Genomic DNA, 11,539 nt, shown 5'->3' on the forward strand with positions numbered 1-11,539 from the left:
TCAGTTCCCTGGGGCAGGCGTGGCCCTGACGCGCGTGTTATCGGCAAGGCCGGTCGGGAAGGGCGAGACGACGCGCGCGCCGTCCTCCAGTCCCGAGAGGATCTCGACGCCGCCCGCGCCGCGTATGCCGGTTTTCAAGTCGCGGATCCTGGCACGATTGCCGTCGATCACCACGGCCTTCGTCCCTTCCAGCGCTACGGTCGGGATGATCAAGGCGTCATGCGCTACCCGCACGATAATGTTGACGTCGGTCGACATGCCGATCCGAAGCGGTGTGTCATCAGGGAGGCGGAAGCGGACGCGATAGGTCTTCGTCACCGGGTCGCCCTTGGGAGTGATGCTGTCGACGGTCGCCTCCAGCCTTCGGTCGGGGAAGGCATCCGATCGCAACAGCGCGCGCTGACCGACTTCGACGCGCGGAATGTCCTCTTCGTTGACGTCGGCCGTCACGATCAGCGGCTTCGGTTCCCCGACCCAGAAGAGCACCGTGCCGAGATCTGCGACCTCGCCGATCTCGCCGTCCTGCCTGAGTACCTGACCGGCGCTCGGCGCTCTCAGCACATAGGTCGCGAGCCGCGCCTGACGGCCGGCGACGAGGGCTTCGAGCTGGCCGAGTTCGCTGCGTGCCCGGTCGACTTCCTGTTCGCTGATCGTACTCCGCTCGGAGAGTGCCAGCTTCCGCCGATACTCCTCCTGCGCCAGCGTCAACCGTGCCTGGAGTTCGCCGAGTGCTGCCCGCGCCTCGGTGTCGTCGAGGCGGGCGAGCACATCGCCCTTGGCGACGCGTTCGCCTTCGCAATTGCATTGTTCGACGATCCGTTCGGAGACCGTTGGAGTGACCTTCGCCCAGGTGCGCGGCTCTACGACGCCATCCGCATAGATGATCTCCGCCGCGTCGCCACGCTTCGGGGCGATTGTGGAAACAGGTGTGGGACGAAACAGATACCAGGAGCCGGCCGCGCCGATGGCGACGATAACCGCCGCTCCGATTGCATAACGAGCCATCCGCACGAGACTCTCCTTGAATGCGTCCAGTCGGTTCGGTATAAATAGACCGACGGTCGGTTTGTTTCAAGGATGCGTATCACCCTTGCCGTCGGGAGCGTCGTGAACCGTGCCGTGAGCCCCGTGCCAAGCCGCCGTTCTGGGAGAGCTTATGGTCAGAACGAAGAAATCGCCGGAAGTCCGATCGAACGAGCTGATCGATTGCGCCGAGCGGCTGTTCTTCCAGCATGGCTACGAGAACACGACGGTCAACGACGTCATCCGCGAAGCCAATGTCTCCAAGGGTGCCTTCTACCACTATTTCGTCTCGAAGGAGGCGCTGCTGGAGGCGGTCGCGACCCGGATGGCGCGGCGGAACCTGCAGGAATTGCAGCCGCTTGCCGAGGACCCGTCGCTCGATGCGGTCGGGCAGTTGAACGTGCTTTTCGCCGGCTCGCGGCGGATGAAGGTTGAAATGGCGCCGCAGCTGAAGAACACTTTCAACGCCTTGTTTAAGCCTGAAAACGTCGTTCTCTACCATCGTATCGACGAGGCACTGCAGGATGTCAGCCTGCCGCTCGTAACGCAGATGTTGCGGCGCGGGCATGAAGCCGGAACGCTGGATGCGCCCGATCCGGAAGCCGCGGCGCTGATGTTACTGGAGCTGCGGCTGAGTGTCGCCAAGGTGATGCACAGGGCGTTGCAGCGCTACGAGGCCGGCGACCTCGACGGCGCGGCGACGATGCTCGACGGCTGGATGCGGACCTATGGCACCGCAATCGAGCGTTTCCTCAAGCTCCCGGACGGATCGATCGAGGTGACCGAGCCGGGCTTCGCCCGCGCCTTTCTGAAGGCGTGAGCGGAAGCTCGACCGCGGTTAGCTGCTTTCGCGACGAAAGTAAGCAATTCCGAACGGAATATCGATTTGCGCCGGAGACATCAGCCCTTTGGTGCCCCGCGCAGTGCCGAAGCCGGGTAGCGCAGTGTCGGGTCGAAGGGGTTGAGCTTGCTGCTGATCGCCTGCGCTTCGGCTTTCAAGAGATCGGTGATGGTGCCGCTTCGCGTTTCCGTCAGGCGCGACGCCAGCGTGCCGATGCTTAACGAGGCGACCGCGATGCCGTTGCGGTCGAGCACGGGGACGCCGAGACCCGCCATGCCCTCGATCATCTCGAAATTCATCTGCGCAGCACCGATGCGTCGCACCTCCTCGATCTTGATGCGCAGGTCCACCTCGTCGATCGCGGCCCGGTCCATGATGCGCGGCATGTTGAACTTGATGATCGCCTCGCGCTCCTCCTCCGGCAGATGGGCAAGGATGGCGATGCTGCCTTGGCCGATGCCGAGCGGCACCTTGCCGCCGATGTCGCCGGTAAAGGAACGGATCGGGAAGGGGCCTTCGACCCGGTCGAGGCATATCGCATCGAAGTTGCTGCGCACCAGCAGGAAGACGGTGTCGTTGAACGTGGCGGATAGCCTCAACAGCGACGGCCTGGCGATGTCGAGGATGCCTTCTCGTCTGCGTGCCTGCGATGCGATCGAGAAGAACTCCAGCGACAGGCGATAGGATTTTCCTTCCGGCATCTGCTCGACAAGGCCTTCGGCAATCAGGCTCTTCAACAATCGATGCGCCGACGGCTGGGTGAGATTCAGCCTGCGCGCGAGATCGATCACCCGCACACCTTCGCTCGCGTTCTCCGCGAGGTCTTTCAGGATGTGGATCGCCTTGGAGAGGCTGGAGCTTCCGGCATTCTCTAATTCCGACATTTGCGTGCTTCTTTCGAAAATGACATAAAAGGATTCCATATATTGGACTTTTTTAACAAAAGATTCCGAAATAGAAAATTGCATTTGTGTTTTTCGTCAATTTCCTGGAGTTAATTCACAAGCCTTACTCAGGGGTGAGCGTGGACAACGTGGATAGCCGATCCGGCTATCGCGAACGCTAAGCCGTGTTTTCGCCGGACCGCGTCGCCTGAAGCGAGGTTTGATGGTTGACGACGTATCGTCGCCGCCGGGATCGCCGACAAGAAAAACGGGGCAGGCGATCCCTGGGGCAGCGACCCTGGGAGAGTGAGCATGAGTTTCCTGAACCTCGAAAAGGTCTCCAAGTTCTATGGATCGGTTGCGGCCGTTCACGATTTCGACCTGGCAGTCGAAAAGGGCGAGTTCATCTCGCTGCTCGGGCCTTCCGGCTGCGGCAAGACGACGACCCTGCAGATGATCACCGGGCTCGTTCGTCCCTCGGCCGGCGCAATCACCATGGGCGGCCGCGACATCACCCATCTGCCGCCGCCGCAACGCGAGCTCGGTGTTGTCTTCCAGAGCTACGCGCTTTTCCCACACATGACGGTCGCCCAGAACGTCTCGTTCGGCCTGGAAATGCGCAAGGTCGCGAAGGCGGAGCGCGACAAGCGCATCAAGGAGATCCTGGCGCTCGTCCATCTGTCGGCGCTGGCGGATCGTTATCCGCGCGAGATGTCGGGCGGCCAGCGCCAGCGCGTTGCGATCGCCCGTGCCCTCGTCATCAATCCGCCGGTGCTGCTGCTCGACGAGCCGTTGTCGAACCTCGACGCGCAGCTTCGCGAGGAGATGCAGTTCGAACTGCGCCGCATCCAGCAGACCGTCGGCATCACCACGATCATGGTGACCCATGACCAGGCGGAAGCGCTGTCGATCAGCGACCGCGTCGTCGTCATGGAACAGGGACGCATCACCCAGGTCGACACGCCCTACGAACTCTACGAACATCCGCGCAACGACTTCATCTCGTCCTTCGTCGGCAAGTCGAACTTCCTGCGCGCGACGTCAGCCTTCAACGGCAAGGGTGCGTCGATCAGCATCGACAACACGCCGATCCGCTTCAACACCGATCGCCGTGAGCCGGAAGGCAAGGTCTCGGTCTTCATCCGCCCGGAAAAGCTGCGGCTGACCGTGCCCGGCGAGGGCCAGATCCAGGGCAAGGTGACGACCCGCTATTTCATGGGCAGCCAATGGCTGGTGAGCGCCGAGACTCCGGCGGGCGTTCTCGCTGTCGCGGTTCCCAATATCGGCGCGCCGCCGCCGATGGAAGGTGAAAGCGTCGGGCTCGCCTGGCAGAACGGCGATTGTCGTGTTCTGGCGGGAGCCGCCAGATGATGGGCGCTCAGACCTCCGCCATCAAGCCGCGTCTGCTGGCACCCTTTGCCCTTTCCGGACCGGCGACCCTGTTCTTCATCGGCCTCGTGCTGTTGCCGCTGCTGTTGACGATCATTCTTTCCTTCAACAGTTACGATTATACGGCCGGCATCCAGGGCGACTTCACCTTCGCCAACTACCTGACGGTGCTGCAGGACGAATATTATCTCTCGACCTTCTGGCGGACGCTGCGCCTGGCGCTGCTGACAACGGTCATCACCGTGCTGATCGGCGTGCCGGAGGCCTATGTTCTCTCGAACATGCGCAAGCCGTGGCGGTCGATCTTCCTCTTGGTGGTCATCGGTCCGCTGCTCGTCTCCGTCGTGGTGCGCACCTTCGGCTGGAGCATGCTGCTCGGCAAGAACGGCTTCGTGAACGGCGCGCTCGCGATCGTCGGCCTCGATCCGGTCCAGCTGCTCTATACGGAGACGGCGATCGTCATCGGCCTCGTGCATATCATGCTGCCATTCATGGTAATCCCCGTCTGGACGGTGCTGCAGAAGCTCGACCCGACCGTCGAGGCGGCAGCACTCACCCTTGGCGCCTCGCGTTTCACGGCGCTGCGCCGCATCGTCTTCCCGCAGGCAGCACTCGGCATCCTCTCGGGCAGCCTGATCGTCTTTGCGCTATCGGCAAGCTCCTTCGCCATTCCCGGTCTGCTTGGTGGCCGGCGGCTGAAGATGGCGGCGACGCTCGTCTACGACGAATTCCTGATCGAGCTGAACTGGCCGCTCGGGGCGACCATCGCGATCATCGTGCTCGTCGCCAATCTCGTGATCATGCTTGCCTATAACCGCCTCATCGAGCGGCAGGCAAAGCGCAAGCTGGGTTGAAGCCATGCAGAGAAACGGACCCATCGCTCTCGCTTTCCATAGCCTCGTCGTCGTCTTCATGCTGGCGCCGATGGTTGTGGTCTGCCTCGTGGCCTTCACGCCGGAAAACACGCTGGCGATGCCCTGGAATGGGCTCTCGCTGCGCTGGTTCGGGGCGGTTTTCCATCACGGCGACTTCATGTCGTCCTTCGGCAACAGCGTCCGCCTCGCCCTGCTTGCGGCGACGATCTCGACGCTCTTTGCCGTGCCGGCGGCACTGGCGATCACCCGCTACGAGTTCCGCGGCCGTGAAGCGCTCAATGCCCTGTTCCTGTCGCCGCTGATCATCCCGCACCTGGTTCTCGGCGTCGCCTTCCTGCGTCTCTTCTCGCTGATGGGCATGGGCGGTTCCTTCGGCTGGCTGGTCGCCACCCACGCGATCGTCGTGACGCCCTATACGCTGCGCCTGATCCTCGCGTCGCTGACCAGCATGGACCGCAACGCCGAGAATGCGGCGCGCACGCTCGGAGCTGCGGAGTGGACGGTATTTCGCCGGATCACCATGCCGCTGATGCTGCCGGGGATCAGTGGCGGCTGGCTGCTCGCCTTCATCAACAGCTTCGACGAGCTGACCATGTCGATCTTCGTCACCTCGCCGTCGACCGTCACCTTGCCGGTGCGCATGTATATGTACGCCAGCGAATCCATCGATCCGATGATGGCGGCCGTCTCGACGCTGATGATCGCGCTTGCCACCGTCACGATGATCGTTCTCGATCGGCTGTTCGGCCTCGACCGGCTTCTGGTGGGCAAGGGCTGAAATCTGATGTCGATGCATCCGTTGCTTCGGCGGCGCTACCGCCTGGACGAGACACCCGTGCCCTTCGTGCTCAACGGAGCGCCCGAAACCGGCCGCCGCGGCGACACGGTGCTGACCGCAATCCTCTCGGTCAGCGGCCGCCTGAGAACGAGCGAATTCACCGGCGAGGACCGGGCGGGCTTCTGCCTGATCGGCGCCTGCCAGGATTGTTACGTCATGTTGGCGGATGGCAGCCGCGTCAGGGCCTGCAGCACGGCCCTGCGGCCGGGCATGGCCTTCATCACCGATCCCGGCGAGATGGCGGAGGCGGCCCATGAGTGAGCTGCTGCAACCGGTCATCGTTGGCGCCGGACCGGCGGGCATTCGTGCCGCTGGGCGCCTCGTCCGCGCTGGCCTCAGGCCGATCGTGCTCGACGAAGGCCAGCGCGCCGGCGGCCAGATCTATCGCCGCCCGCTGATCGAGGATGGGCGTTCCTATCGCAGCCGTTATGGTTCGGAAGCCGGCAAAGCAAGAAAGCTCCACGAGAGCTTCGAGGCGCTGCTGCCCGAAATTGACTACCGGCCCGAAACGCTCGTCTGGAATGTTTCCCCGCCTGAGCGTGGCAATCAGCTCGATGTTCTCTCGGCCGGCGGTCATCGCCAGATCGGCTTCTCGCAACTGCTCCTCTGCACGGGGGCGACCGATCGCGTGCTGCCGTTCCCGGGCTGGACGACATCAGGCGTCTATACGCTCGGCGCCTCGCAGACGGCATTGAAGGCGCAGGGCTGCACGATTGGCGATCGCGTCGTCTTCATGGGCTCCGGGCCGCTGCTCTATCTCGTCGCCTGGCAATACATGAAAGCCGGCGCACGCGTCGAAGCGGTCCTCGATACCGCGCCCTTCACATCGAAGCGGCACCTGCTGCCGCTCGCCGTTCGGGCATCCCGGATCGTCGGGCTCGGTCTCTTCTACGGGCTGCAACTCCAGCTTGCCGGTGTGAGGATCCATTACGGCGTGAGGCCCGAGATGGTTCTCGGCAAGGGCCAAGTCGAGGGACTGCGTTTCCGCCGGCGGACGCTCATGGGCGTGGCGAGCGAGACGATCTCCTGCGACGCGCTCGCCTATGGTTTTGCGCTCCGTCCGGAAACCCAACTTGCCGATCTTGCCGGTTGCCGTTTCCGCTTCGACGAGCGTGACCGCACCTGGCTGCCGGAACGCGACGCTCTGGGCCGCACCAGCCGGCCGGATGTCTATGTCGCCGGTGACGGCAGCGGCATTGCCGGCGCCGATGCGGCAGAGATTTCGGGCGAACTCGCGGCGATGGCCCTTCTCGAGGATAGGGGGCAAGCATCGGCGGCGGATGCGCCGCGCCTGGTAACGGCGCGCGACGCGATCCTGCGTCAGCGCGATATCCTCGAACGCGCCTTTCCCTTCCCGGACGATTGGTTTGAAACCGTACCGGACGAAACGACGCTCTGCCGGTGTGAGGAGATCACCATTGCCGAAGGACGCCACGCCATTGCGAGCGGGGCCGTCACCGAGATCAACCGCCTGAAGGCGCTGAGCCGTGTCGGCATGGGCCGCTGCCAAGGGCGGATGTGCTCTGCTGCTGCGGCCGAACTCTTGAGCGGCACCTGCGGTACCGCCGCAGATAAGGTCGGCCGTCTACGCGCGCAGGCGCCGGTCAAGCCGATCCCGCTCGGCTTCAGCGCTGGCCTTGAAACGGAGGGGTGCTCATGAGCCGGCGTATCTCCATAGACGTCGCGATCATCGGCGGCGGGCTGGTCGGCAGCTCCGCAGCGCTCGCGATGCGCAAGGCCGGGCTTTCCGTCGCGCTCATCGACAAGGGCTATTGCGGCGCCCAGGCCAGCGGCGTGAACTATGGCGGCGTACGGCGGCAGGGTCGCCCTCCCGAGCAATTGCCGCTTTCGCAGCGAGCGCACCGCATCTGGCCGCAATTGAAGGCGATGATCGGCATCGATGCCGAATATATGCGCTGCGGCCATCTGAAGCTTGCCCGCACCGAGAAGGATTTCGCCAAGCTCGAAGCCTATGCCGAGACGGTCAGGGACTATGGCCTTGGCCTCGAACTCATCGCTGGTTCGGCGTTGGAGCGCCGATTTCCCTGGCTTTCGGCGAAGGCGGTTGGCGCGTCGCTCTGCCCCGAGGACGGCCATGCCAATCCGCGTCTCGTTGCGCCCGCCTTCGCCCGGGCCGCTGAGCGCGCTGGCGTGGCAGTGCTGGAATTAACGCCGGTGCGTGACGTCGTGGCGACCGGCAACGGCTTCGGGATCCTCGCCGGCGACGGCGTCGAGATCCGCTGCCGGCAACTGGTCAACAGCGCCGGTGCCTGGTCCGATCGTTTCGCGGCGCAGTTCGGCGAAGCGGTGCCGCTCATACGCATCTACCCGTCGATGGTGGTGACCGAGCCGCTGCCGCTGCGCCTGCCTGTCAGCATGGGCGAGCAAGGCGGCAGCTTCTACGGCCGGCAGGTGGCACGCGGCAACTATGTCATGGGCGGCGGCCGCGGCCTGCCGCTGGCCGACCCCGATTATTCACGCCCGTCGGTGACCGCGGCCTCCTCGGTCATGCAGCGCGCCATCGCGCTCTTTCCGCATCTCGCCCATGCCCAGGTCATCCGCTTCTGGTCCGGCACCGAGGCCGAGATGCCCGACGGCAACCCGGTGATCGGCCCGAGCGAAACGACATCAGGCCTCTTCCACGCCTTCGGCTTCTGCGGCGCCGGATTCCAGACCGCGCCGGCCGTCGGCGCGGTGCTTTCGGAGCTCGTCACCGAGGGGCGGAGTACCACGCCCATTGAAGCCTTTTCCATTGGCCGCTTCCGCAAGGTGACGGCCGAGACTGCAGCCTCGTTGTAAACAGAAAGGGGAATACCATGATCGACCAACGGCTTACCAAAACCACCGCGCTCGCGGCTCTGGCCTTCGTCCTGCAGCAGAACGCCGCGTCGGCAGAAACCAAGACGCTCTACATCGGCATGAACGGCGGCAACTTCGAGCGCGCCTATACCGAACACGTGCTGCCGCCGTTCGAGAAGGCGAACGACGTCAAGGTCGTCGTCGTGCCCGGCACCTCGGCCGATATTCTCGCCAAGGCAACCGCCGCCAAGGACAATCCGCAGATGCATGTCATGTTGCTCGACGATGGCGTGATGGTACGCGCGATCGGCGGAGGCCTCTGCCAGAAGATCGATGCCGATCCGGTGCTCGACCAGATTCAGCCGGCCGCTCGCCTGAAGGACGACATGGCCGTGGGCGTCGACATGGGCATGACCGGGCTCGCCTACAACAAGAAGCTCTTCGACGAGAAGGGTTGGCCGGCGCCGACCTCGTGGATGGACATGGCCGATCCGAAGTTCGAAAATGCCGTCGTCTTTCAGTCGGCTTCCGCATCGAGCTTCGGGCTGCACGCTTTCCTGATGTTCAACCGCATCCAGGGCGGTGACGAGACCAACGTCGAACCCGGTTTCGAAAAGTTCTCCGACACGATCGGCAAGAACGTCATCGAGTTCATCCCGAGCTCGGCCAAGATCTCGGAGATGGTGCAAACCGGCGAGGCCGCAATCTTCCCGTTGACCCCGACGGCCGTCAACAACCTGAAGGACAAGGGCATCCCGGTCGAATACGCGCAGCCCAAGGAAGGCTCCGTGGTGCTCGCCGTCACCGAATGCGTGATCGCCAAAAACAGCGAACCGGAACTCAGCCAGAAGCTCGCTCACTACCTGCTTTCGCCCGAGGCGCAGAGCCTGGCGCTCGACCACGGCAACATCATCCCGTCGAACATCAATGCCAAGGCCGGCACGGATGCGGCGAACGAGAAGCTTGCAACCTTCAAGGCCAACATGCAGACCGCCAAGGTTCTCGATTGGGACGCGATCAACCAGAACCGGCAGGAATGGAACAAGCGCTGGAATCGCATGATCGAAAGGTAAGCATCAGCTAACCTTTGTATGCATTTGCGCACGCCCTCGCTGAAAATGCGGGGGCGTTGCGGCATTCCGGGAGGGCGCATCAAAGCGCGCCGTCGATCGAAGAACTGTCGCGCCCGCCCTCGCCAGCCGATGACGGAAAGAGCTGGGAACCGAAGACCCCTTGGCTGCTGATCCCGGGAAAGCCGACATCGGCGATCTCGAAATCGGGCATCAACGCAAGCATCGGCAGGATGCGCTCGAAGACGGCGCCGCCAAGCGGTACCGCATTCCATCCTGACGTGCGGAAACCGTGGGTCTCTGGCAAACCCTTGGGTTCATCCAGCAGGGTCAGGAGCAGATAGCGCGGCTTGTCCACTGGAACGATGCCCATGAAGGATGTGATGTTGAGCTCCTTCGAGTAGCGGCCGCCGATCACCTTCTCCGCCGTGCCGGTCTTGCCGCCCATGAAATAGCCTTTGACCTCCGCCTTCTTCGCCGATCCGGTCTTGGCGTTGAGCCGCAGCAGGTAGCGTAGCGCCTCGCCGGTTTCCGGCTTGATCAAGTCGCGGGTAAGCACGCGATCTTCGAGCGGTGCACCCTTGATCAGCGTCGGTCTTATGAGACGACCGCCATTGACGAGCGCCGCAACCGCGATGCTCGCCTGCAGCGGCGTGACGGCGATGCCGTGGCCGTAGGAGGCGGTCGCCGTATCGATCTCTCCCCAGCGCCGCGGCAGTTGCGGATGGGCGCTTTCCGGTAGTTCCGTCGTCAGCCGCGACATCTGGCCGAAGCGCCTCAGGAACCTGCGCAGATTTTCGGGACCGATCGCGATCGCCATCTTCGCCATCGAGATGTTTGACGAGTAGATAAAGGCTTCCGGCAGCGTCAGCGGCCGGTACTGGCCGCGGTAGTCGTTGATGCGGAAGCGGCCGAAGGCCAGCGGCTTGCTGGCGTCGACGACGGAGCGGAGGGTGAACTTGCCGGAATCGAGCGCCATTGCCGTCGTCAGTGCCTTGAAGGTCGAGCCCATCTCGAAGGTAGCGGCGGCGATGCGGTTGATGCGGTCGGGTTTCAGCGCGTCGACCGGCAGGTTCGGGTCGAAGTCCGGGTAGGAAACGAGCGCCAGGATCTCGCCATTGCTGACATCGAGCACCAGGCCGGCTCCCGCCTTGGCGCTGAACTTGACGATCGCCTTGCGAAGCTCGGTCTCGAGCGCATGCTGGATGCGGATGTCGAGTGTGAGGCTCACCGGCTCGAGGTTGCGGTGGGAGAGATCCATGCCGCTCTGGCGCAAGACCTCCAGCCCCTGTCCCTCGATCCAGCGCTCGATGCCGGCGATGCCGATATTGTCGATATCGACGGTGCCGAGCACGTGGGCGGCGAGCGAGCCGTTGGGATAGAAGCGCTGCTTCTCGCGCTGGAAGCCGATGGCCGGAATGCCGGCGTTCCAGACCGCCTGTTCCTCCGCAGGCGTTACCTGACGCTTGATCCAGGCGAAGGCCGCGCCGCTCTTCAGCCGTCGATAGAGGTCACGCCCGTCGATGTCGGGGAAGATCGCGGTCAGCTTCTCGACGGCCTCGTCGACATCGACGATCAGCCGCGGTTCGGCATAGAGCCCGGAACTCGGCACGTCGATCGCCAGAAGATTGCCGTTTCGATCGAGGATAGATGGACGCCCGAGGCTGGGTGGCGGCGGAATGTAGCCGGTTCGCTCGTAGTCTGCGACGCCAAGCTGGACCAGGCGCGCCAGCATGAGCCCGAAGACGAGCGCGAAAGCGCCGATGACGAAGAGCAATCGGCCGCGACGATCCGGGCGGAGCTGAACCTGGCGTGTCATG

At 63.8% G+C, this 11,539-nt stretch carries 11 protein-coding genes; 8 read left to right on the top strand and 3 right to left on the bottom strand.

The window, feature by feature from the left end; genetic code table 11:
* Nucleotides 1-1,005, bottom strand: coding sequence for an efflux RND transporter periplasmic adaptor subunit (locus AC0C6X_RS28215; RefSeq protein WP_173519515.1), 1,005 nt, complete (start codon nt 1,003-1,005; stop codon nt 1-3).
* Between the two features lie 151 nt (nt 1,006-1,156).
* Here AC0C6X_RS28215 and AC0C6X_RS28220 point away from each other — a divergent pair, with 151 nt between their 5' ends.
* Entirely contained in the window at nt 1,157-1,843 is a 687-nt protein-coding gene (locus AC0C6X_RS28220; RefSeq protein ID WP_247959216.1) for a TetR/AcrR family transcriptional regulator, read from the top strand.
* 80 nt (nt 1,844-1,923) lie between these two features.
* On the opposite strand, the gene AC0C6X_RS28225 is transcribed toward AC0C6X_RS28220, so the two are convergent.
* Nucleotides 1,924-2,748, bottom strand: a complete 825-nt coding sequence (locus AC0C6X_RS28225; RefSeq protein WP_173519517.1) for an IclR family transcriptional regulator — start codon at nt 2,746-2,748, stop codon at nt 1,924-1,926.
* Between the two features lie 312 nt (nt 2,749-3,060).
* On the opposite strand from AC0C6X_RS28225, the gene AC0C6X_RS28230 reads away from it, so the two are divergent.
* The 7 genes from AC0C6X_RS28230 to AC0C6X_RS28260 are packed head-to-tail and all read left to right on the top strand — an operon-like array spanning nt 3,061 to nt 9,722.
* Nucleotides 3,061-4,119: an ABC transporter ATP-binding protein gene (locus AC0C6X_RS28230; RefSeq protein ID WP_173519518.1), complete on the top strand. Its 1,059-nt coding sequence runs from the start codon at nt 3,061-3,063 to the stop codon at nt 4,117-4,119.
* Nucleotides 4,116-4,991: an ABC transporter permease gene (locus AC0C6X_RS28235; RefSeq protein WP_173519519.1), complete on the top strand. Its 876-nt coding sequence runs from the start codon at nt 4,116-4,118 to the stop codon at nt 4,989-4,991. Before AC0C6X_RS28230 ends, AC0C6X_RS28235 begins: the two co-directional genes overlap by 4 nt.
* Nucleotides 4,992-4,995: 4 nt before the next feature.
* Entirely contained in the window at nt 4,996-5,790 is a 795-nt protein-coding gene (locus AC0C6X_RS28240) for an ABC transporter permease (protein WP_173519520.1), read from the top strand.
* Between the two features lie 6 nt (nt 5,791-5,796).
* Nucleotides 5,797-6,111, top strand: coding sequence for a (2Fe-2S)-binding protein (locus tag AC0C6X_RS28245; protein ID WP_210266648.1), 315 nt, complete (start codon nt 5,797-5,799; stop codon nt 6,109-6,111).
* A complete protein-coding gene (locus AC0C6X_RS28250) occupies nt 6,104-7,510 on the top strand; it encodes an FAD/NAD(P)-dependent oxidoreductase (RefSeq protein ID WP_247959215.1) in 1,407 nt (468 codons plus the stop codon). Before AC0C6X_RS28245 ends, AC0C6X_RS28250 begins: the two co-directional genes overlap by 8 nt.
* On the top strand, nt 7,507-8,649 hold the full coding sequence (locus tag AC0C6X_RS28255) for an NAD(P)/FAD-dependent oxidoreductase (RefSeq protein ID WP_247959214.1): 1,143 nt from the start codon (nt 7,507-7,509) through the stop codon (nt 8,647-8,649). Before AC0C6X_RS28250 ends, AC0C6X_RS28255 begins: the two co-directional genes overlap by 4 nt.
* Nucleotides 8,650-8,666: 17 nt before the next feature.
* Nucleotides 8,667-9,722 (top strand): ABC transporter substrate-binding protein, encoded by a 1,056-nt coding sequence (locus AC0C6X_RS28260; RefSeq protein WP_173519523.1) that lies wholly within the window; start codon nt 8,667-8,669, stop codon nt 9,720-9,722.
* A gap of 79 nt (nt 9,723-9,801) precedes the next feature.
* Here the strand turns inward: AC0C6X_RS28260 and AC0C6X_RS28265 are convergent, their stop codons facing one another.
* The gene (locus AC0C6X_RS28265; protein ID WP_472956341.1) at nt 9,802-11,538 is read right to left on the bottom strand and encodes a peptidoglycan D,D-transpeptidase FtsI family protein; all 1,737 of its coding nucleotides are present in this window, start codon (nt 11,536-11,538) and stop codon (nt 9,802-9,804) included.
* Nucleotide 11,539 lies beyond the last annotated feature (1 nt).

It is taken from the genome of Ensifer sp. VA4, from assembly GCF_055710065.1.

Coding starts and splice junctions, on each gene's coding strand:
- AC0C6X_RS28215 (WP_173519515.1), bottom strand. CDS start 1,005: ATGGCTCGTTATGCAATCGGAGCGGCGGTTATCGTCGCCATCGGCGCG.
- AC0C6X_RS28220 (WP_247959216.1), top strand. CDS start 1,157: ATGGTCAGAACGAAGAAATCGCCGGAAGTCCGATCGAACGAGCTGATC.
- AC0C6X_RS28225 (WP_173519517.1), bottom strand. CDS start 2,748: ATGTCGGAATTAGAGAATGCCGGAAGCTCCAGCCTCTCCAAGGCGATC.
- AC0C6X_RS28230 (WP_173519518.1), top strand. CDS start 3,061: ATGAGTTTCCTGAACCTCGAAAAGGTCTCCAAGTTCTATGGATCGGTT.
- AC0C6X_RS28235 (WP_173519519.1), top strand. CDS start 4,116: ATGATGGGCGCTCAGACCTCCGCCATCAAGCCGCGTCTGCTGGCACCC.
- AC0C6X_RS28240 (WP_173519520.1), top strand. CDS start 4,996: ATGCAGAGAAACGGACCCATCGCTCTCGCTTTCCATAGCCTCGTCGTC.
- AC0C6X_RS28245 (WP_210266648.1), top strand. CDS start 5,797: ATGTCGATGCATCCGTTGCTTCGGCGGCGCTACCGCCTGGACGAGACA.
- AC0C6X_RS28250 (WP_247959215.1), top strand. CDS start 6,104: ATGAGTGAGCTGCTGCAACCGGTCATCGTTGGCGCCGGACCGGCGGGC.
- AC0C6X_RS28255 (WP_247959214.1), top strand. CDS start 7,507: ATGAGCCGGCGTATCTCCATAGACGTCGCGATCATCGGCGGCGGGCTG.
- AC0C6X_RS28260 (WP_173519523.1), top strand. CDS start 8,667: ATGATCGACCAACGGCTTACCAAAACCACCGCGCTCGCGGCTCTGGCC.
- AC0C6X_RS28265 (WP_472956341.1), bottom strand. CDS start 11,538: ATGACACGCCAGGTTCAGCTCCGCCCGGATCGTCGCGGCCGATTGCTC.